The organism is Mesorhizobium sp. M0571, assembly GCF_040320985.1.
In the GTDB taxonomy this organism is placed as follows: Bacteria; Pseudomonadota; Alphaproteobacteria; order Rhizobiales; family Rhizobiaceae; genus Mesorhizobium.
The window spans coordinates 34466-55568 of sequence record NZ_JAMYQT010000013.1 but is presented as its reverse complement, the minus strand read 5'-3'; the positions used below and the strand labels follow the sequence as shown (position 1 = coordinate 55568).

Genomic DNA, 21103 nt, shown 5'->3' with positions numbered 1-21103 from the left:
GACTTAACCCGCCTTTAAACCGCCGCATCTAGTCTTCAACTCGAACGCCATAGGCATCGGGAAAACAGCACAGCGCATGGCGAACCGGAAAGACAGCCGCATCGAGCCCAGCTTCGAGGCATCGCCGGCGGCGAGCTCCTCGGCCGGTTTTTCGGTGAGCGAGGAGGACCGCGTCGTGCCGAGCAACCGAAAAGCCGCTACAAAACGCAAATCGCCCAAGGCAAAACCGTCACGTGGCGGGCGCGGCAAAGGCCGGCGCGGCGTGTTCGGCGTGCTTGGCCGGCTGTTCTACTGGTGCTTCGTGCTGGCCATCTGGGGCGGCATCGCTGCTGCCGGCATCGTCGTCTATTACGGCGCGAAAATGCCGGCGGCTACCACCTGGGCCATTCCCGACCGCGCACCCAACATCAAGATCGTCTCGGTCGACGGCCAGCTGCTTGGCAATCGCGGCATGAGCGGCGGCGAAGCCGTCGGCCTGCACGAGATGTCGCCCTACATTCCCGAAGCCGTCATCGCCATCGAGGACCGCCGCTTCTATTCGCATTTCGGCATCGACCCGATCGGCCTTTCCCGGGCCATGGTGACCAATGTTCTCGGCGGGCATTTTTCGCAGGGCGGCTCGACGCTGACCCAGCAGCTGGCCAAGAACCTGTTCCTGACGCCGGACCGCACGCTGGAACGCAAGGTGCAGGAAGTGCTGCTGGCGCTGTGGCTGGAGCACAAGCATACGAAGGACCAGATCCTCGAAATGTACCTCAACCGGGTTTATTTCGGCTCCGGCGCCTATGGCGTCGAAGCGGCCTCGCGCCGCTATTTCGGCAAGAGCGCGCGCGACGTCACGCTGTCTGAGGCGGCGCTTCTCGCCGGCCTGCTCAAGGCGCCATCGCGGCTGTCGCCGGCGCGCGACCCGAAGGCGGCCGAGCAACGCTCGCAGCTGGTGCTCGCTGCTATGCGCGACGAGGGCAAGATCAGCGCCAAGGAGCTGACCACGGCGATGAGCGCGCCGGCGACACGCGCGCCGTCCTACTGGACCGGCTCGGAAAACTACGTCGCCGACACGATCATGGAAGAACTGCCCGACCTGATCGGCGACGTGCGCCGCGATATCGTCGTCGACACGACCGTCGATCTGACGCTGCAGAAGCTCGCCGAGCAATCGATCCGCCGGCTGATCGACCAGAGCGGCAAGAAGCTCAACGTCAGCCAGGGCGCGCTGGTGTCGATCGACAATTCCGGCGCGGTGCGCGCCATGGTCGGCGGCTATGATTATTCGACCAGCCAGTTCGACCGCGCCTCGGAAGCGCGCCGCCAGCCGGGTTCAGCGTTCAAGCCGTTCGTCTATATGGCGGCGCTGGAATCCGGCCGCACGCCCGACAGCGTGCGCAACGATGCGCCGATCAAGATCGGCAACTGGACGCCCGATAATTACGGCGGCAAATATTTCGGCAAGGTGACGCTGGCGACGGCGCTGGCAAAATCGCTGAACTCGGTGGCCGCGCAGCTGACCATGGAAGTCGGACCGAGCGCGGTGGTCGAGGCGGCGCACCGCATGGGCATCCAGTCCGAGCTGACGGCCAACACATCGATCGCGCTCGGCACCTCGGAAGTGACGCCGCTGGAACTGACCTCGGCCTATGTTCCCTTCGCCAATGGCGGTTACAAGCCGGACATCCATTTCATCCGCCGGGTCACGACCAGCGACGGCAAGGTACTCTACGAAAACAATGGCGGCGGTGCGCCGCGCGTCGTCAAGCCCGACGTTGTCGGCATGATGAACTCGATGATGACCGGCACGGTCGAGATCGGCACGGCCAGGAAAGCGGCGTTCGCCTGGCCGGCCGCCGGCAAGACCGGCACCAGCCAGAACTCGCGCGACGCCTGGTTCATCGGCTATACCGCCAATCTCACCACCGGCGTCTGGTTCGGCAATGACGACGGCAGCGCGATGAAGAAGGTCACCGGCGGCGCCCTGCCGGCGCAGGCCTGGCATGAATTCATGGTCGCCGCACATGAAGGCGTGCCGGTGCGGCCGCTGCCCGGAACCTGGAAATCGACGCCGCCCGACACCATCGTCCCGGACGAGATACCGTCCGATACGGCGCCGCCTGCGCCGGTCGCTTCCGTTGGCCAATCAGCGCCGCCCGCAGCCACCCAGTCGCCTTCGCGTCCCGCGCGGCCCGCCGAGACGGTCGATGCCGGCGGCCTTGCCATGCCGGGTGTCGACGGCGCAACCGGATCGATCAAGCACCCGGTGCCGCCCGGCAATGTCGGCGGCCCGGTCAAGAAGCGGCAGACCTCGATCCTGGACATTCTGACAGGCGGCTGAGCTCTATCCCCTCGCAACCGCTGCCGCGTTCCGCTACATCTCTCGCTTGGAGGCAAGCGACATGGCCGAAACCGACACCAGAAAGACCATTGTGCTGACCGGCGCCAGCCGCGGCATCGGCCATGCCACGGTCAAGCGCTTTTCACGCGAAGGCTGGCGCGTCATCACCTGCTCGCGCCAGGCTTTTGCCGAGGACTGCCCGTGGCCGGCCGGCCCGGAAGACCACATCAAGGTCGATCTCGCCGACCAGGAGGATGTCGGCATCGCGATCTCCGAGATTCGCCACCGCCTGGAAGCACATGGCGGCCAGCTGCATGCGCTGGTCAACAATGCCGGCATCTCGCCGAAGCTCAAGGACGGCAACAGCCGCATGAACTCGATCGACACGCCGATGCATGTCTGGCGCGACGTCTTCCAGGTCAATTTCTTCGCCCCGATCATGCTGGCGCGCGGTCTGTTCAAGGAGCTGGCTTCGGCCAAGGGCTCGATCGTCAACGTCACCTCGATCGCCGGCACCCGCGTGCATCCTTTCGCCGGCACCGCCTACGCGACGTCGAAGGCGGCACTCGGCTCTCTGACGCGCGAGATGGCGCATGATTTCGGCCCGCACGGCATTCGCGTCAATGCGATCGCGCCGGGCGAGATCGACACCGCTATCCTGTCGCCGGGCACCGAAAAGATCGTCGAGACGATCCCGCTGAGAAGGCTGGGCACCACCGCGGAAGTCGCCGATATCATCTTCTTCCTGTGCTCGCAGCAGGCCTCCTACGTGACCGGCTCGGAAATCCACATCAATGGCGGCCAGCACGTGTAGAAGGCTTTTCCAGGCGAGCTATCCAGCCTGCCGTCCCGTTCCCATGTGATGGCACGCGGTCATCCTCAGCCGGCCAGGTGAATTGGGTCAGGCCGTCCCCGTCACCACTTCGACAATCCCACGGGCGATCTCGCGTTCGCCCATGATGACCGTGTCGGCACCAAGGCCCTTGAGGTGCTCGACCTCGGCATCGGAATGGGCGCGGGCGATGATTTCGATTGTCGGATTGGCGGCGCGGGCGCGCAGCACGATCTGCCCTGCCTCGAAGGCGTTGGGAATGGCCAGGATCAGCCGCTTTGCGCCCTCGGGATTGGATGCGGCGAATACGTTGCCATTCGCCGCGTTGCCGGCCACGGTTTCGACGGCTTCGGTCTTGAGCTTCGCCAGCGTCTTGTCTGCATCCTCGATGACGAGGAAGGGCAGGGCGGCCTGCTTCAGGGACGCGCCGACGAGACTGCCGACGCGGCCGTAGCCGATCAGGATGGTGTGGCCGGCCTGCCTCGTCCTGGGCGGCGGGCCATCCTCTTTCGCAGGTGCCGACACGGAAGCCACCTGGCCGGGCTCGGTTGCCGGGCCGATCGGCCTTACTTCGTCGGACGGCACCGTCTTGCCGGCGCGTTTTTCCAGCCAAGGTTTTACCCAGTCGACGGCAACAAACATCAGCGGGTTGAGGACGATCGACAGGATGGCGCCGGCGAGGATGAGGTCGCGGCCCTGTTCGGGCAGCAGCTTCAGACCGACGCCAAGTTCAGCCAGGATGAACGAGAATTCGCCGATCTGGGCAAGGCTTGCCGAAATCATCAACGCGGTTGCGATCGGATAGCGGAAAACGAGGACGATGACGAAGGCTGCCAGCGACTTGCCGATAACGATTATGGCCAGCGTCGCCAGGATCGGCCAGCCATTGCTGATCAGGCTGAACGGGTCGAACAGCATGCCGACCGAAACGAAGAACAGCACGGAAAAGGCGTCACGCAACGGCAGCGATTCCTCGGCCGCCCGGTGGCTGAGCTCGGATTCGCTCATGATCATGCCGGCGAAGAAAGCGCCCAGTGCCAGCGACACGCCGAACAGCTTGGCCGCGCCAAAGGCGACGCCAAGCGCAATGGCGAGCACCGCCAGCCGGAACAGTTCGCGCGATCCGGTATGGGCGACGTAGTGCAGGATCCAGGGGACAAGCCGGCGGCCGACCACCAGCATGACCACGACGAAGGCCGCGACCTTGGCCAGCGTGATGGCGACGACGCCCCAGATGCCGTAGTTCGCGGGCAGCGACAGCAGACTGCCGTGGACCTCGGCCTGCTGCTGGCCACCGAGCACGCCGGCCAATGCCGGCAAAAGCACCAGCGCCAGCACCATGGCCAGATCCTCGACGATCAGCCAGCCGACGGCTATGCGGCCACGCTCGGTTTCGATCAGCCGCCGCTCTTGTAGCGCGCGCAACAGCACCACGGTCGAGGCGACGGAAAGCGCCAGGCCAAAGACCAGCCCCGCACCCATCGACCAGCCGAGCATCCAGGCAAGGCCGGCGCCAAGGGCTGTCGCAAAGCCGATCTGCACGATGGCGCCGGGCACCGCGATAGCGCGGACCGACAACAGGTCCCTCAGCGAGAAATGCAGGCCGACGCCGAACATCAGCAGGATGACGCCGATCTCAGCCAGTTCATTGGCGAGGCCGGCATCGGCGACGAAACCCGGCGTGTTCGGTCCAACCAGAACGCCGGCGATGAGATAGCCTACCAGCGGCGGGACGCGGAAGCGGTTGGCAAGCGCGCCGAAGACGAAAGCCAGCCCCAGACCGGCAACGATGGTGGCGATAAGGGGCGTGTCATGCGGCATTGTCTATGGAGCGCCTTCAGGAATCGCGATGTCGGATATGCCGGCCAAAGCCGCCGCCCTGGCAGTATGGACAGTCGCGTGACAGCCCGCAATCCCATGAAATCAATGGCAAAGCAGCAAAAAGACGGAGAGCCGGCAAGATTTGCCACCACCACGGCGCGGCCTGCTCCAGCCTGGCGATTGATACGGAAATGAAGGTTGCGCGCAGCCGATGCCGCGATCAGGTCGCCTGCAGCAGGCTCTCGATATCGGATATGCTGTGGTTGGTCAGCGTCTTTGGAATTTCCGCCGTTATCTTGTCAGCGACCTCCTTGTGCAGCTTCCTGCGCATGTCGCCCAGCACCGGCGGCGGCGCGATCAGCACGATCTCCTTGAACGTGCCGCGATGCGCGAGCTTGTAGAGCGTGTCGGCAATCTCGTCGGCAAAACGCTCCTTGCCGAGACGGTGCCAGTCGGTGTCCTCGACCGCGCTGCGGTGGACGGAAGGGCCGTCGCTGTAGCGGCCGGGGCGGTCCGTGCCTTGCTCTCGGGTCGCCGGATTTTCCTGCTCCATCTCGTGCACGACCTGAAGGTCGGGATATTGGACGTCTCCACGGTTCTCGAGGAATAGCGCCTTTTCGCCGTCGGCCACCACGATCCACAATCCGCGTTTCAGTCTGACGTAGCTCATGGGGCGCTCCTTTTTTGATTTTTCGAACCCATCGCCGGGCCTTTGCCGCAGGGGTATGACCGGGCCTGGGTCTACAGGGCAAACGCGTGCCGAGGCGTGAATGTTCCGGTAGGGATGGCGAGAGCGCCAAGCTGCCGTTAATGGCTCGGTTGGGATCCGGCGGCTTTAATCTACTAAATTGGTAGAATTTAGAAAAATCTGTTTTGTGGCGCGCTCGGCCAGCCGCTAGAAAGGCAGCGGATCAAGGGCCGCAACAGCAGCTTCAATCCGCTCCGCATTTGAATGTGGAATATTTTTCTCTTGGCCGTCATGCTTGCAGAAAAGAGATTGCCTGCTACGAAGCGATGCGCGAGTGGGTGCCTTCTGGTTTTTCGCGCCCCCGCGTAGAACTGGCAAACGGTTCCAGGATTCCGCTCGTCATGCCGCAAGCCAACCCTAAGCTCAACGCCTTTCCCGTCTTCATGCGGGTCGAGGGCGAAGCCGTGGCCATCATCGGCGGTGGCGAGGAGGCGCTGGCCAAGGCGCGGCTGCTCGCTCAGTCGAGCGCTGTGCTGCGCATCGTCAGCGATGCTGCAAGCCCCGAACTGCTGGCCTTCATCGCCGAGACAGGTGCCACCCACGTCGCCGACGCCTACGATGTCGCGCACCTCGCAGATGCGGTGATGGTGTTTGCCGCCAGCGGCAATGAGGCGCTCGACCGCCGCGTTGCAGGGGATGCGCGCCGGCTGGGCATTCCGGTCAATGCCGTCGACCGGCCGGAGCTCTGCGATTTCTTCACGCCGGCACTGGTCAACCGCGCGCCGGTCGCCATTGCCATCGGCACGGAAGGTGCCGGCCCGGTGCTGGCGCAGATGCTGCGCAGCCGCATTGACCGCATGCTGTCGCCTTCGCTCGGGCCGCTCGCCGCGCTTGCCGCATCGTTTCGCGGCGCCGCCGAAAAGCTGCTGCCGAAAGGCAATGCCCGCCGCCGCTTCTGGAGCGATTTCTTTGGCGGCGCGCCGGCCCGCGCCGTGGAAGCTGGACAGCTTTCTGAGGCGCATGACGCCGCCGTCCGCCTGCTGCTTTCGGATACACCGGCATCGGGCCATATCGCCCTGGGCAATGTTGCTTTGGTGGGGGCTGGTCCCGGCGCCGAGGACTTGCTGACGCTGCGCGCTCATCGCCTGCTGATGGAAGCCGACGTGATCGTCCATGACGCGCTGGTGCCGGAGGCGATCGTCGCCATGGGCCGCCGCGATGCCGAACGCCTGCCGGTCGGCAAGCGTAAGGGCTGCCATTCCAAGAGCCAGGCCGAGATCAATGCGCTGCTGGTCGAGCTTGGCCACGCCGGCAAGCGCGTCGTGCGGCTGAAATCCGGCGACCCGCTGGTGTTCGGCCGGGCCGGCGAGGAAATGGCGGCGTTGCGCGATGCCGGCATCGCCTATGAGGTGGTTCCGGGCGTCACCGCGGCCTTTGCCGCCGCCGCCGATTTCGAACTGCCGCTGACGCTGCGCGGCGTGTCGTCGTCAATGGTGTTCACCACCGGTCACGACTTAAAGGGAAATTCGCTGCCCGATTGGGCAAAGCTCGCTATTTCCGGTGCAACGGTCGCCGTCTATATGGGACGCTCGGTCGCCGCCGAGGTCGCCGGCCGTCTGATCGAAGCCGGCCTGTCGCCGGATACGGCCGTCGCCGTGGTCGAGAATGCCAGCCTCGCCAACCGCCGCCGTTTCCATGGCACGCTCGCCGACCTGCCGTCGCTGGAGGCGCGCGCCGATCTCAGCGGCCCGGTGATGACCATCATCGGCGACGCGGTCGCCGGCGCCAATTTCGAACGGTCCGAGCCGTTGGCGGCACACAGGCAGGAAAGCGTGGCCCGTGCTGCCGCGGTAGGAGTGAACCAATGAAAGTCCTGACCGCGAACCGCCTCGCCGACGGCATAGCCGTCTGGTACGCCAATGGCGGCTGGGCCGAGACCATCGACCACGCCGACATCGCCTATGACAAGGCGGCCGAGGACCGGCTGGAGGCGATCGGCGCCAAGGCCTCCGCCGACAACGAGGTGGTCGACGTCAATCTGATCGACGTGACCGTGCTCAACGGCACGGTCGAGGCGGTCCGGCTGCGTGAAAAGATCCGCGCCGCCGGCCCCACCACCCGTCACGATCTGGGCAAGCAGGCCCGTCCGCAAGCCGCCCGCGCGGCATAGATGACAGGAGCATGATCCCGATCATGCTCGAATGAAGAAAATAACGGGCGGACGCGCCCGGAAAGACCGAGACATGTACCGTTACGATGAGTTCGACCACGATTTCGTCAAGGCCCGCGTCGCCGAGTTCAGCGACCAGGTCGCACGGCGGCTTGCCGGCGAGATCACCGAGGATCAGTTCCGGCCGCTTCGGCTGATGAACGGCGTCTATCTGCAGCTGCATGCCTATATGCTGCGCATTGCGGTGCCCTACGGCACGCTGAACAGCAAGCAGCTGCGCATGCTTGGCCATATCGCCCGCAAATACGACAAGGGCTACGGCCATTTCACGACGCGCCAGAACATCCAGTTCAACTGGCCGGCGCTGTCGGACATTCCGGCTATCCTGGCCGACCTGGCAAGCGTCGAGATGCACGCCATCCAGACCAGCGGCAACTGCATCCGCAACGTCACCGCCGACCACTTCGCCGGCGCCGCCGCCGACGAGGTCGCCGATCCGCGCCCCTATGCCGAAATCCTGCGGCAATGGTCGTCGGTGCATCCGGAATTCTCGTTCCTGCCGCGAAAGTTCAAGATCGCGGTGACCGGCGCCGAGCGCGACCGCGCCGCCATCCAGACGCATGACATCGGCCTGCACCTGAAGAAGAATGCGGCCGGCGAGTTCGGTTTCGCGGTCTATGTCGGCGGCGGCCAGGGCCGCACGCCGATGGTGGCCAAGAAGATCCGCGACTTCCTGCCCGAAGCGGATCTGTTGTCCTACTGCACGGCGATCCTGCGTGTTTACAACCTCTATGGCCGGCGCGACAACAAGTTCAAGGCGCGCATCAAGATCCTGGTCCACGAGACCGGCGTCGAGGAGATCACCCGCCAGGTCGAGGCTGAATGGCAGGAATTGAAGGACGCCGAGCTGAAGCTGCCGGAAGCCGACATCCGTGCCATCGACGCCTATTTCGCGCCGCCGGCGCTTGTCGACCGGCCGGAAGGCGACGAGGCGGTCAAGCTTGCCCGGCTCGATTCCAAGAGCTTTTCCGAATGGCTGGACCAGAATGTGGTCACCCATCGCCATCCCGACTATGCCGCAGTGACCATCTCGCTCAAGGGCATCGGCGAGACGCCGGGCGATGCCTCCGACAGCCAGATGGAAGCGGTCGCCGACATTGCCGAAAAATATTCCTTCGACGAGCTGCGCGTCAGCCACGAGCAGAACCTGATCCTGCCGCATGTCGCGCGTGCCGACCTCAAGGCGGTCTATGACGCGCTGGTCGATATCGGGCTGGCGACGGCCAATTCCAATCTGATCAGTGACATCATCTCCTGCCCCGGCCTCGACTATTGCGCGCTGGCGACGGCGCGTTCCATCCCCGTGGCGCAGGAAATCTCGCGCCGCTTCGCTTCGCTGGAGCGCCAGCGCGACATCGGCGAATTGAAGCTGAAGATTTCCGGCTGCATCAATGCCTGCGGCCATCACCATGTCGGCCATATCGGCATCCTCGGCGTCGAGAAGAAAGGCGCCGAGCTCTATCAAGTGACGCTCGGCGGCTCGGCCGACGAGAACACCTCGGTCGGCGAGATCATCGGCCGCGGCTTCAGTTCGGAAGAGATCACCGATGCCATCGAGCAGATCGTCGAGACCTATCTCGGGCTTCGGCTGGACAGAAACGAAAGATTCATCGACGCCTACCGCCGTGTCGGTCCCGCGCCGTTCAAGGAGGCGCTCTATGCTGGCGAAGCCAAGGCCGCTTGATCGGATCGTCGACGTCGAGGCCGGCATCGCCGCCGAAGCGGCGGGTCTCGACGCGCTCTATGGCCATCTGAAGCCGCTGGAGATCATCGAGCGCTCAGCCCGGGAGTTGTTTCACGGCGAAATCGCCGCGGTTTCGTCGTTCGGCGCGGATTCGGCGGTGCTGCTGCACATGATCGCCGAGATCGACCGCACGCTGCCGGTGATCTTTCTCGACACCGGCAAGCATTTCGAGGAAACGCTCGGCTATCGTGACGCGCTGGTCGCCGATTTCGGGCTGACCGATATCCGGGTGATCAGGCCCGACGATACGGCGCTGGCAAGGATCGACCCGACCGGCAATCTCAACGAGACCGATACCGACGCCTGCTGCGACGTGCGCAAGGTCGAGCCGCTGGCGCGCGGCGTCGAGCCGTTCCGCGCCTGGTTCACCGGCCGCAAGCGCTTCCAGGCGGCGACGCGGGCAGCGCTTCCGGTGTTCGAGGCGGTCGGCTCGCGCATCCGCATCAATCCGCTGGCGCACTGGACGACATCAGACCAGGCCGGCTACATGCGCGCACATGCGCTGCGTGAAAACCCGCTGGTCGCCTATGGCTATCTGTCGATCGGCTGTTTTCCGTGCACGCAGCCGGTGCAGCCTGGCGATGACGCGCGCAGTGGCCGCTGGGCCGGGCACGCCAAGACCGAGTGCGGCATCCATTTGTCGGGGCTGGAGAAGTCACTGACCGACGCCTCGCTTTAGGATCTTTTGGGATCCCGGATTTTTGGGATCCAGGTTTTTGAACTTGGGAATTTTCTTGATGAGCGAATTGATAGCGGAAACCGCCACCCGCCTGTGGACGCCGAATGGTTTCTGCGAGGACGAGTGGGTTCATGCCGAAAGCGCCGAGGCGCTGGTCGGCAATGGCCGCTTCATCCTGCCGCTGCAGGCGTTTCTCGGCCTCGATCCGGAGGTGCGGCGGTCGGCGAAGGAACGCATTGGCGTGCTGCTGCAGCCCGGCGACCAGCTCGAAAAGATCGCCGGCCTGCTCGACCAGCTGTCGCTGGTGGCGCTGGCGTTTCCGGCGTTCAATGACGGCCGCTCGTTCTCCAAGGGCGAATTGCTGCGCAGCCGTTATCATTTTGCCGGCGCCATGCGCGCCACCGGCCAGGTTCTGATCGACCAGCTGCCGCATATGCTGCGCCTCGGCTTCGACGAATTCGAGGTGTCGCACCCGGTGCTGCTGAAGCGGCTCGAGCAAGGCCGCACCGGCGGACTGCCGCTGTTCTACCAGCCGGCGGTGAAGCCGGAGGCCAAAGGCCCGAAATATTCCTGGCGGCGGGTGCGCGCCGGCTGATCCGCCCCGCGGAACCAAAGCCGCATCTGGTCGGACCACATTGCCGATTCAGTCTTTTATTTTGCCCGTCCCCGCTTTAGGATAGGTCTATTATTTCGAGATCCGAAATAAATGTGTGGCCACAAGGGAGGAACCGGATATGGCTGGCAAGAAGATATTGATGCTCGTTGGCGAGTTCAGCGAGGAATACGAGATTTTCGTCTTTGAACAGGCCATGCATGCGGTGGGCCACACCGTCCATGTCGTCTGTCCCGACAAGAAGGCGGGCGATATCCTGAAGACCTCGCTGCACGACTTCGAAGGCCACCAAACCTATACGGAAAAGCTCGGCCACGACTACATTCTCAACAAGACGTTTTCCGAGGTCAACCCGGCCGAATACGACGCCGTCTACGCGGCGGGCGGGCGGGGCCCGGAATATATTCGTATCGACAAGCGCGTGCAGGCGCTGGTGCGGCATTTCCACGACACCGGCAAGCCGATCTTCACCATCTGCCACGGCGTGCAGATCCTAATCGCGGTCGACGGCGTCGTGCGCGGCAGGGAAGTCGCGGCGCTGCAGTATTGCGAGCCGGAAGTCACGCTGGCCGGCGGCATCTATATCGACGTTGCGCCGACCGGCGCCCATGTCGACGGCAATCTTGTGTCGGCCAAGGGCTGGCCGGGCCTTGCCGCCTTCATGCGCGAATGCCTGAAAGTGCTGGGCACCGAGATCCGCCAGGGCGAGATCCTGATGCGCGACGAACGCCAGGCGGCTTGATTTAGAGTCCTAAATAAACCGCCGCGCAGGCAGCGCGGCGGTGCGTCTACATGGCCATCCGCGCTTCGCGGAACGACACCAGCTTGTTGCGGCTCTCGTCCCACAGCGCCAGCTTGACGCAGCGCAGGCTGTCGAACAGCGTTATGCGGCCGATCTCACGCAGCTCCGGATAGTCCCTCAGCACTTCCGGAAGCCGGTAGCATGGCACCTTGGCGGAGAGGTGGTGCACGTGATGGACGCCGATATTGCCAGTGAGCCAGCTCAGCACCGGCGGCAGGTCGTAATAGGACGAGCCGTGCAGGGCGGCGCGCTGGAATTCCCACTCGGAGTCCTTTGTCCACTCCGTCTCCTCGAACTGATGCTGGACATAGAACAGCCAGATGCCGGCCGATCCGGCGAGGATGACGATCGGCAAATGGACGACCAGGAACGCGCCGGGGCCAACAAACCAGATGAGCAGGGCAGCGATGACGGCGATGGCGAGATTGGTGGACATCGACGACACCCAAGGGGTGAGACCGCCCCGCATCATGCCCAAGGGCAGTCTCTGCTCGAAAATGAAGATCCAAATCGGGCCAAGGCCAAACATCACCAGCGGGTGGCGATAGAGGCGATAGGCGAGCCGACCTCGCCACGACAGTTGCCGATATTCGGCCACGGTCAGCGTCTTGATGTCGCCCGTGCCGCGCTCGTCGAGATTGCCGGCGCTGGCGTGATGGGTTGCGTGGGCGCGGCGCCAGCAATCGTATGGCGTCAGCGTCAGCACGCCAAGCACGCGGCCGATCCAGTCGTCGGCATAGCGATTGGCAAAGAACGAGCCGTGGCCGCAATCGTGCTGGATCATGAAGATCCGCACCAGAAAGCCGGCGGCCGGAAGGATGAGGACCAGACCCCACCAATGGCCATAGGCATAAGCGGCCGAGGACAATGCCCACAGCGTGGCGAAAGGGATGAGGGTGATGGCGAGTTCGACGGCGCTGCGACGCCTGTCGGGCTTTTTATAGCGCGACAGGATTTTCAACCAGGCACGCTTGCTGTTTGCCACAGCTTCGGGGGAAATCATGTTCATCATGAAACATAGGCGGTGCAGGGCGCTGCCACAAGATGGGGTCACGCAAAGTTACTGCGCGTAAATGTCGCGCGATGCGAGGAGTTTCCGGCCGCAATCGCCGGGCGCGCCGCCGGCAACGGCGTCTACCGACGGCGCCCGCCTGCGACCATGTTGGCTTCGATGCCGTCCAGGCGGTCAAGCAATTCCTTCAAACGGTCGGGAATATCGGACTCCGTGCGGTAGGCCGGCAAGGTGCGCAGAAAGCGCTTGGTCGCTTCGGTGCCGAGCTGGCGCCGGATATCGGCGGCGAGCCCGTCGCGTTTTTCGCCATTCCTGCGGGGCATCATCCAAAATCCTGTGTCGGCTTCGAAACTCTTCCAGGGGAGGAATGGTTCCCGCTTTGTAGTATCCTGGCAAGCAAAGCCGGCAGCTGTGGTAAAGTTTGAATTAAAATCGAAAGGTCTGCGCCGTCCGCCATCAAGCCGCGACAGCGGCTGCAGTATCGCTTGCCCCTTGATTTTTGGCCGCTAAACCTCGATATCGGGCGCAAATCCACACCATTCGAAATGACGGGAAACGGCGATGAGCGACCAGGCAAAAGACGAACGCGCGCCCGATGAAGCCGAGAAGACCGAGGCTGCCGCGGAGCCAAGGGAAGGCGGCGTCGACGGCGACTATGAAGCGCTTGTGCGGCTTCTGAAGGAAAACGAAGAGCTGAAGGATCGCGCGCTGCGCGTCGCGGCCGACATGGAGAATTTGCGCCGCCGCACCGCCCGAGACGTCCACGACGCGCGCGCCTATGCGGTCGCCAATTTTGCCCGCGACATGCTGTCGGTATCAGACAATCTGCGCCGTGCGCTGGATGCCATCCCGGAGGAGGCCAAGGCATCGGGCGATGCCGGCTTCAAGGCGCTGATCGACGGCGTCGAGATCACCGAGCGCGCCATGCTGTCGGCGCTGGAGCGGCACGGTGTGAAGAAGCTCGAGCCCGAGGGGGAGAAATTCGATCCGAATTTCCACCAGGCGATGTTCGAGGTGCCCAATCCCGACGTGCCCGCCAACACGGTCGTCCAGGTCGTGCAGCCCGGCTATTCGATCGGCGAGCGCGTGCTGCGGCCGGCCATGGTCGGCGTCGCCAAGGGCGGCCCCAAGCATGTGGCAAGCGAAGCGCCGGAGCCGGGGCCGGTCAACGAGCAGGCTGAGAAGGATGCGTGAATGATGAATGGTCAATAGTGAATGGTTAGTAGTTGGTAGAAAGTAGTTTGTAGAAGCCAGACGGGCTTCGTTTCTATCATTCACTATTCATCATTCACTATTCATCATTCACTATTCATCATTCACTATTCACTATTCACTATTCACTATTCACGCAGCGAAGCGCTGCGCTTCCCCGCCATAATAGTTGACGTAGCGGGCGCCGATCTCCTTGACCGGCATCACCACGAACACGTCGACCGTCGAGAATTCACGATCGATGACGCAGCCGTCGCCGATGCGCGCGCCGACGCGCAGATAGCCCTTGACCAGCGGCGGCATGGCGGCGATCGCCGCCTTGGCATTGACGGCCTCGATCGGCATCAGATCCATGGAACAATAGCGCCCGGCGACGGCACGCACGTCCCAGGATGAATTCGTCCGGCAGTGATGGGCAAGATAGGTCAGCGCCTCGGCATGTGCCGCCGGCACGGTGCCGTGGAACGACGCGCAGCCTGTCATCACGCCGATGCCGTAATGGTTGATATAGGCCCAGATGCCTTGCCACAGCGCCTCGATGGTGCGCTTCGAACGGTATTCCGGCAGAACACAGGAGCGGCCAAGCTCAAGGAAGCGCTGGCCGGGATGCCGGGCGATCAACTTGGTCAGCTCGAATTCGCCCTCGGAATAGAAGCCGCCGGCTGCTGCGGCAATCTCCTGCCGCAGCAGGCGGTAGGTGCCGACGATGCGGCGATGCTCGGGGCCGGAAAGCGAAGTATCGAAGACCAGCAGATGATCGCAGAGGGGATCGAAGCGGTCGGCATCGCGGCGGTCCTGCATCTGGAACAGGTCCTTCCTGGCACCAAGCTCGTCGTAGAACACCCGGTAGCGCACTTCCTGCGCGGCAGCGATCTCGGCCTCGTTGCGGGCGAGCCGCACTTCGAGATTGCCGATGCGGCCGAGCGATGCGCCTTTTATGACGGCATCGGCGTTCCGGCCGACAAGCAAAGGCCCGCTGGCGTTCGGCCGAGCATCACATTCCGGCATGACTGTATGCACGAGTGATTCTCCTTCGAGCCATCCCTCTTGGCACGGGGATACGGTGTAGGTGCAACAGGATTGTGACAGTACCGTGATACGGCTCTGCGGGCAATACTTCGTCGGCTGGGTATCGCATGACCCCGGAAACCGAAATTGGTTTCCGGAAAGGATCATGCGAAAAAGTCAAAGTGTTAGAGCGTCCTTTGCGCGTCCAAGAGACGCGGGCGCTCTAATGCCAACCGGCTATCGGGTGATCGAAAGCGGCTCAGGCAGCCACTTGCCCTTCGACCGCGTGAACCAGGGCATCGGGGTCGAGCGGCTTGGTGACGAAGCCGCTGGCACCGTGAGCGAGCACGGCGTGGCGGGTCTTTTCCTGGCTGTCGGCCGACAGCACCATGATCGGCACCGGCGGCACCGCGGTCTCCTCCTCATAGCGGCGGATGGCGGCGATGGCGTCCAGACCGTCCATCACCGGCATATGCAGGTCCATCAGCACCACATCGAAGCGGTGCTTGTGGCCGGTGCTGATGACCGCCTCGACCGCGGCCTTGCCGTTGCCGACCACTTTTACGCGATGCCCGGCCTTCAGCAGCGTGGCGCGGGCCAGCATGGCGTTGATGTCGTTGTCCTCGGCGATCAGCACCGACAGGCCCTGCTGGCGGCCGCCAATGGCGTGCACAGCTTGCGCGCCGCGCTTTTGCGGCTGCGGCTCGGCGATGACCGGCGCATGGCTGGTCAAAAGCACGCGCAGCAGTGTCTCGCCGCGCACCGGCCTTGCCAGGAAGGTGGCGTAACCGTTGGCGCGGAACTCGCCAAGCATGCCGCGGTCGGTCGGCGCGATCAGCGTCACCGCCTCGCAATCGGCAAAGCCGCCCTGGCGCAGGCGCCTGAGCAGCCTGCCGTCACTTTCCTCCATGGCAGCATCGACCAGAAGCACGTCGCAGCCCTCGGCGAAAGGGGTGGCCTGGGCGGCGGTGGTGGCCAGATCGACCGTGCCGCCATTGGCGCGAATGGTGCGGGCGATGGCTTCGGCCTCGACGAGATTCTTCGACACGATCACCGCATGCCGGCCCGACAGCGCGTTCTGGCGGATCTGCGGCGCCTCGACTGCGGAAATAGCGGGAATCTCGAAGACGAATTCGGACCCCTGGCCAAGCCGGCTCGACACCGAGATAGTGCCGCCCATGGCGGTCACCAGGCGCTTGGAAATGGCAAGACCGAGGCCGGCGCCGCCATGCGCACGGGTCGAGGTGCCGTCGGCCTGTTCGAAGTCCTCGAAGATGCGCTCCATGTCCTCCTCACGCAGACCGGGGCCGGTGTCAGCGATGGTGAAGCGGATGCGATCGGTGGTTTCGGTGCCGACGCGGGCGATGCTTACCAGAACGCCGCCGCTGTCGGTGAACTTGACGGCGTTGCCGATGAGGTTGAGCAGCACCTGCCTGACCCTGCCGGGGTCGGCGGTGATCAGCTGCGGCACGTCGGGTTCGACATGGCAGCCGAGGCCGATATCCTTGGCAAAGGCCCGCGCCGCCAAGAGTTCGACGACGTTGTCGGCGATCTCACGCACCGACATCGGCTGCGGTTCCGGATCGAAGCGGCCGGCCTCGATCTTGGAGTAATCGAGCAGGTCCTCGATCAGAGCCAGCAGCGCGCTGGCCGAGGTCGAGATGGCGCCGACATAGGTCCGCTGCTCGGGCGAAAGGCTGGTGTCGGCGAGAAGCCGCGCCATGCCCATGATGCCGTTCATCGGCGTGCGGATCTCGTGGCTGACGGTGGCGAGGAAGCGCGATTTGGCTTGGCTGGCATATTCGGCCCGCTCGCGGGCGGTGATCAGCGACGATTCGGCGCGCTTGCGGGCAGTGATGTCGCGGGCGATGGCACGATGCGAAACGGCGCCGCTGTCCTTGTCGCGCACCGACAGCTCGATCCAAGAGAACCAGCGTGGACCGTCCGGCGTGCGAATGGCGACGTCGGTGGAACTCAGGCATTCATGGTCGGAAAAGGCGGCGTCGGGGACGATGCCGACATCGATGCCGAGTTCGGCCAAGGTCTTGCCGGCAAGGTCGCGCTGGTCGGTTTCGACAAGGTCGGCGAAAACCTTGTTGGCGTAGACGATGTGGCCGTCGCGGTCGCGGTGGACGACGAGATCGCCGAGCGCATCGATCAGCCCGCGGAAGCGCTCCTCGCTCTCCTGCATCTCCCACATGCGGTCGGCCAGCGTCTCGATCTCGGCGCGGCTGCGGGCCGCCGTCGCGCCGAGCAAGGCCACCGCGCGGCGCTCGGCGCGCCTGTTGCGCAGATGCATGGCGAGCCCGGCCATGGCTGTCGCCAAAAGGCCGATGGTGATGAAGATCGGCGCTCCGGTCAGATGCGACAGGCCTGCCAGCACGACGATGGCGACGAGCGTCAGGAACGGCAGGCCTTCGCGGTTGGCATCCGGCAATTCCGGCGCCAGCGGTGGAGCGGCGACAAGCTGCCGCCCTGGCGCCTCGGGAGCCGTCCCGTCGGCCCGTTCGGCTGGTTCCGCCTCTCTGATGCCGGGTTCCGCAATCATACGGAACTCCTGCCAGATAGAGCTTATGGAAGGTTGTGGCGGATCGTTCGAATTTTAGCGGTCGCGCTCTTTTTGTCCCTTGTTGCCCTTGGGCTCACATGTCCACCACCACTCGGCCGCGGATCCTGCCCTCGACGATGTCATGCGCCGCGCCGATGATGCCGTCGAAGCCGATGCTCGTCGACAGGCTGGCAAGCTTTGCGTGATCGAGATCGGTGCCGATGCGGCGCCAGGCCTCGATGCGGACCGCCTTGGGCGCCATCACGGAATCGATGCCGAGCAGGGAGACACCGCGCAGGATAAACGGAGCGACGCTTGCTGGCAGGTCCATGCCGCCGGCGAGGCCGCAAGCGGCGACGGCGCCGCCATAGGAGGTCATCGACAGAACGTTGGCCAGCGTGTGGCTGCCGACAGCATCGACGCCGCCGGCCCAGCGTTCCTTGGCGAGCGGCTTTGCCGGCTGGGTAAGCTCGTCGCGTGAGATCACTTCGGCCGCGCCAAGGTCTATCAGGTAAGGGCGTTCGGCACTGCGGCCGGTCGAAGCGATGACGTGATAGCCGAGGCTGGACAGGATCGAGACCGCAACCGAGCCGACGCCGCCGGCAGCACCCGTCACCACCACCGGGCCGCGGTCGGGCACGATGCCGTGCCGCTCCAGCGCGATGACGCAAAGCATGGCGGTGTAGCCGGCGGTGCCGACCGCCATCGCATCATGCGGGCTCATGCCGTCCGGCAGCGGCACCAGCCAGTCGCCGTTGACGCGGGCGCGTCCGGCATAGGCGCCGAAATGCGTCTCGCCGACGCCCCAGCCGTTCAATATGACGCGATCGCCCTTGCGCCAGTCGGGATTGGAAGACGAGGTGACGGTGCCGGCGAAATCGATGCCCGGCACCAGCGGCCAGCGGCGGATCACCGGTGCCTTGCCTGTTATGGCAAGACCGTCCTTGTAGTTCACCGTCGTCGCCTCGACCGCGACGGTAACGTCCCCCTCCATCAGGTCTGCCTCGGTGAGTTCGGTCACTGCGACCGACTGTTTTTTCTCGGCGTCGCGCGAAACGAGGATGGCTTTGAAGGTTTCGAGCATTTTTTCTCCTCGAGGCGTTCGGTTCTGAAGTGTGTGGCGCCCAGCCAGTGAGGTCAATCGTGCGAGGTCCCGCGCCCCCAGCCAATGAGTTCATCGAAGACGACCAGCACGGCACCGACCGAAATGAAGGCGTCGGCGAGGTTGAAGACGGCGAAGGACCAGACCGGCGTATGGAACAGGATATAGTCGATGACATGGCCATAGGTAGCGCGGTCGATCAGATTGCCGAGCGCACCGCCAACGATCAGCGCGAAACCGACGCGGGCAAGCAGGTGGCCGGGCGGCGTGCGGGCAGCGAGGTAGAGCACGAAAGCGACCACCAGGACCGCGACGACCACCAGGCCGGTGTCGCCAAAGGACGAAAACAGCGAAAACGCGATGCCGGTGTTGTAGGTGCGGTACAGTGCCAGGAACGGCAACAGATCGAGCCTTTGCTGAAAGGCAAGGCCGGTCTCGACCAGATACTTCAGCCACTGGTCGAACGCTATCGCGGCGACGACCAGAAGAGCGTAGGGGCTCCAGGACTTCATGGTTTGCAGTTTCACGGTTTGGGATGTCACGATCCGGCTTCCTCCGGGCCGAGCTTCAGCGCGCCGCGCCGGATCTCGAACAGCATGACGCCGGTGGCCACCGCCAGGTTGAGCGAATCGGCGCGGCCGGCCTGCGGTATCCGCAGCAATCTGTCGCAGCTTGCAGCCAACTCGTCAGGCAGGCCTTGCTGCTCGTTGCCCATCATCAAAAGCACCGGACCTTTTGAAAAATCGACCGATCTGTAATCGACCGCACCCTTAAGATGTGTGCCGGCGACGAGGCCGGGAAAGCTCTTTCGCCAGGCGAGGAAAGCCTCAGGCGTCGCCTTGGCGACCGGCACGGCGAAGATCGAACCCATGGTGGCGCGCACCGTCTCGACCGAAAAAAGATCGGTTGTCTCGCCGACCAGGATGACACCCGTGGCGCCGACGGCGTCGACTGTGCGGATGACGGTGCCGAGATTGCCGGGGTCGCGCACGCGGTCGAGCGCCACCCAGACGTCGCCGTCCTGGGCGCGGATGTCCTTCAGCGGCAGGAATTTCTGTGAGAACACGCCGACGACCATTTGCGGATTGTCGCGGCGGGTGATGGCGACCAGCACCTTTTCCGAAACTTCAAGCACGGTGCCGCCGGCGGCAACTGTGCGCGCCGCGACTTTTTCGACCGCCGCATTGCCGCGTGCGGCCTTGGCGAAGACCAGTGTCCTGATCGTCCAGCCGAGATCGAGCGCGTCGATGACCAGCTTCAGGCCTTCGGCCATGAAGGCATTCTGCTGGTCGCGGAATTTCTTCAAGGCGAGCGCCTTGATGTCCTTGATCAGCGGATTGGCGAGGCTGGTGACTTCCTTCACCTGCCCTGGCGCGCCTGCGTGCCGTTCGTATGTACTCATTCAGGCCACCCAGCGCGAGAACAGCGAGGTCGACAGCGCCCGGCCGGCGGATTTCTCGCGAATGATCAACTCGCCCGATTCGACCGTGCCGCCCATGCCGGCGAAGGTGTCGCGCAGCAAGGCATGGATGGCGAAGAAGGAGGCGCGGATCGAATAGGCGGTCAGCACCACGGCGAGCGGCTTCGGCGTCAGGATGGCGCGGCAGATGTCGGTCAGCGCCGGCAGATCCTCGAATAGCTGCCAGACCTCGCCCTTCGGTCCGCGGCCATAGGCGGGCGGGTCGAACAGGATGATGTCATAGCGGTTGCCGCGGCGCTCCTCGCGTTCGGCGAATTTCACGGCATCGTCGACGATCCAGCGGATCGGCTTTTGCGACAGGCCCGCCATCTCCTGGTTTTCGCGGGCCCAGCCGATCGCTTTCTTGGAAGCATCGACATGGGTGACCTCGGCGCCAGCACGCGCCGCCACGAGCGAAGCAAGGCCGGTGTAACCGAACAGGTTCAGCACCTTGACCGGCCGTTTTGCCGCCGCGATCAGCCCGGCCATGTGGTCCCAATGCGAGGCCTGCTCGGGAAAGACGCCGACATGGCGAAACGAAGTGAAGCGGCCGAGATAGTCGATGCCGTCATGCTTCATCGGCCAGGTCTCGCCGAGCGGTGTCTTCGGAAAGCGCCAGCGGCCGATGCCTTCCTCGTCGGTATCGCCGGTGAAAATGGCGTCGGCGCGCTCCCAGTCTCTGGCCGGCAAAGCCTTTTGCCAGATCGCCTGGCCCTCCGGCCGAACGATGCGGTAGGGGCCGTATTGCTCGAGCTTTTCTCCGGCGCCGCTGTCGAGCAGCGCGTAGTCCTGATTGGGACCGACTTCGAGGATCAGCGGCAAATGTTCGGCAGGCAGCGCGCCGTCGCGGCGCGACAGCAGGCGTGGCGCGGCTTTAGGCTCGGACCGGTCCTGCGGTTTTGTCTCCGGACCAGCAGTTCGATTGGCGTCGCGCTGCCGCGGCTGCTCCGCCACGCCCTTCGCGGGCGGGCGGCTGTCGCGGCGTTTGTCGCGAAAAGGTTTCAAGAAGGCGCATCTCCGGGCGGCG

The 21103-nt window shown here is 64.3% G+C and carries 19 protein-coding genes; 9 read left to right on the top strand and 10 right to left on the bottom strand.

Going from position 1 to position 21103, the window contains the following annotated elements:
* The first annotated feature begins 76 nt into the window (after positions 1 to 76).
* Both NKI85_RS17030 and NKI85_RS17025 read left to right on the top strand, forming a co-directional pair.
* Positions 77 to 2326, top strand: coding sequence for a transglycosylase domain-containing protein (locus NKI85_RS17030; protein WP_352525154.1), 2250 nt, complete (start codon positions 77 to 79; stop codon positions 2324 to 2326).
* Positions 2327 to 2387: 61 nt separating this feature from the next.
* Positions 2388 to 3140 (top strand): SDR family NAD(P)-dependent oxidoreductase, encoded by a 753-nt coding sequence (locus tag NKI85_RS17025; RefSeq protein WP_023675240.1) that lies wholly within the window; start codon positions 2388 to 2390, stop codon positions 3138 to 3140.
* An 87-nt stretch (positions 3141 to 3227) separates the two neighbouring features.
* Here the strand turns inward: NKI85_RS17025 and NKI85_RS17020 are convergent, their stop codons facing one another.
* A complete protein-coding gene (locus tag NKI85_RS17020; protein ID WP_352525155.1) occupies positions 3228 to 4979 on the bottom strand; it encodes a cation:proton antiporter domain-containing protein in 1752 nt (583 codons plus the stop codon).
* 220 nt (positions 4980 to 5199) lie between these two features.
* Positions 5200 to 5649: a baeRF12 domain-containing protein gene (locus NKI85_RS17015; RefSeq protein WP_352777046.1), complete on the bottom strand. Its 450-nt coding sequence runs from the start codon at positions 5647 to 5649 to the stop codon at positions 5200 to 5202.
* A gap of 419 nt (positions 5650 to 6068) precedes the next feature.
* Between NKI85_RS17015 and cysG the strand changes: the two genes are divergently transcribed.
* The 6 genes from cysG (at position 6069) to NKI85_RS16985 (ending at position 11675) form a co-directional block, all read left to right on the top strand.
* Complete coding sequence (cysG, locus tag NKI85_RS17010; protein WP_352525157.1) at positions 6069 to 7535, top strand: siroheme synthase CysG; 1467 nt, start codon at positions 6069 to 6071, stop codon at positions 7533 to 7535.
* Positions 7532 to 7837 carry a DUF2849 domain-containing protein gene (locus NKI85_RS17005; protein ID WP_352525158.1) on the top strand — a complete coding sequence of 102 codons (306 nt, stop codon included), beginning with the start codon at positions 7532 to 7534 and terminating at the stop codon, positions 7835 to 7837. The genes cysG and NKI85_RS17005 overlap by 4 nt, the downstream gene beginning before the upstream one ends.
* A 73-nt stretch (positions 7838 to 7910) precedes the next feature.
* Positions 7911 to 9581, top strand: a complete 1671-nt coding sequence (locus NKI85_RS17000) for a nitrite/sulfite reductase (RefSeq protein WP_352525160.1) — start codon at positions 7911 to 7913, stop codon at positions 9579 to 9581.
* Positions 9556 to 10320 (top strand): phosphoadenylyl-sulfate reductase, encoded by a 765-nt coding sequence (locus NKI85_RS16995; RefSeq protein ID WP_352525162.1) that lies wholly within the window; start codon positions 9556 to 9558, stop codon positions 10318 to 10320. The genes NKI85_RS17000 and NKI85_RS16995 overlap by 26 nt, the downstream gene beginning before the upstream one ends.
* A 58-nt stretch (positions 10321 to 10378) precedes the next feature.
* On the top strand, positions 10379 to 10915 hold the full coding sequence (locus NKI85_RS16990) for a DUF934 domain-containing protein (RefSeq protein WP_352525163.1): 537 nt from the start codon (positions 10379 to 10381) through the stop codon (positions 10913 to 10915).
* Between the two features lie 139 nt (positions 10916 to 11054).
* On the top strand, positions 11055 to 11675 hold the full coding sequence (locus NKI85_RS16985; protein ID WP_352525164.1) for a DJ-1/PfpI family protein: 621 nt from the start codon (positions 11055 to 11057) through the stop codon (positions 11673 to 11675).
* Positions 11676 to 11721: 46 nt separating this feature from the next.
* Here NKI85_RS16985 and NKI85_RS16980 read toward each other — a convergent pair whose 3' ends face one another.
* Positions 11722 to 12744, bottom strand: coding sequence for a fatty acid desaturase (locus NKI85_RS16980; protein ID WP_352525222.1), 1023 nt, complete (start codon positions 12742 to 12744; stop codon positions 11722 to 11724).
* Between the two features lie 125 nt (positions 12745 to 12869).
* Positions 12870 to 13073 carry a hypothetical protein gene (locus NKI85_RS16975; RefSeq protein WP_352777042.1) on the bottom strand — a complete coding sequence of 68 codons (204 nt, stop codon included), beginning with the start codon at positions 13071 to 13073 and terminating at the stop codon, positions 12870 to 12872.
* 235 nt (positions 13074 to 13308) lie between these two features.
* On the opposite strand from NKI85_RS16975, the gene grpE reads away from it, so the two are divergent.
* Positions 13309 to 13941: a nucleotide exchange factor GrpE gene (gene grpE, locus NKI85_RS16970; RefSeq protein ID WP_352777039.1), complete on the top strand. Its 633-nt coding sequence runs from the start codon at positions 13309 to 13311 to the stop codon at positions 13939 to 13941.
* Between the two features lie 150 nt (positions 13942 to 14091).
* Here the strand turns inward: grpE and olsB are convergent, their stop codons facing one another.
* From olsB to NKI85_RS16940, 6 genes are all read right to left on the bottom strand, one after another.
* Positions 14092 to 14967 (bottom strand): l-ornithine N(alpha)-acyltransferase, encoded by an 876-nt coding sequence (gene olsB / locus NKI85_RS16965; protein ID WP_292664606.1) that lies wholly within the window; start codon positions 14965 to 14967, stop codon positions 14092 to 14094.
* A 259-nt stretch (positions 14968 to 15226) separates the two neighbouring features.
* Entirely contained in the window at positions 15227 to 17515 is a 2289-nt protein-coding gene (locus NKI85_RS16960) for a PAS domain-containing hybrid sensor histidine kinase/response regulator (protein ID WP_352777038.1), read from the bottom strand.
* Between the two features lie 94 nt (positions 17516 to 17609).
* A complete protein-coding gene (gene acuI, locus NKI85_RS16955) occupies positions 17610 to 18599 on the bottom strand; it encodes an acrylyl-CoA reductase (NADPH) (protein ID WP_352525170.1) in 990 nt (329 codons plus the stop codon).
* Between the two features lie 53 nt (positions 18600 to 18652).
* Complete coding sequence (gene lspA, locus NKI85_RS16950) at positions 18653 to 19129, bottom strand: signal peptidase II (protein ID WP_352525223.1); 477 nt, start codon at positions 19127 to 19129, stop codon at positions 18653 to 18655.
* A gap of 26 nt (positions 19130 to 19155) precedes the next feature.
* Positions 19156 to 20019 (bottom strand): TrmH family RNA methyltransferase, encoded by an 864-nt coding sequence (locus tag NKI85_RS16945; RefSeq protein WP_352777036.1) that lies wholly within the window; start codon positions 20017 to 20019, stop codon positions 19156 to 19158.
* Positions 20020 to 21081: an RsmD family RNA methyltransferase gene (locus tag NKI85_RS16940; protein ID WP_352525173.1), complete on the bottom strand. Its 1062-nt coding sequence runs from the start codon at positions 21079 to 21081 to the stop codon at positions 20020 to 20022.
* Between the last annotated feature and the right edge of the window lie 22 nt (positions 21082 to 21103).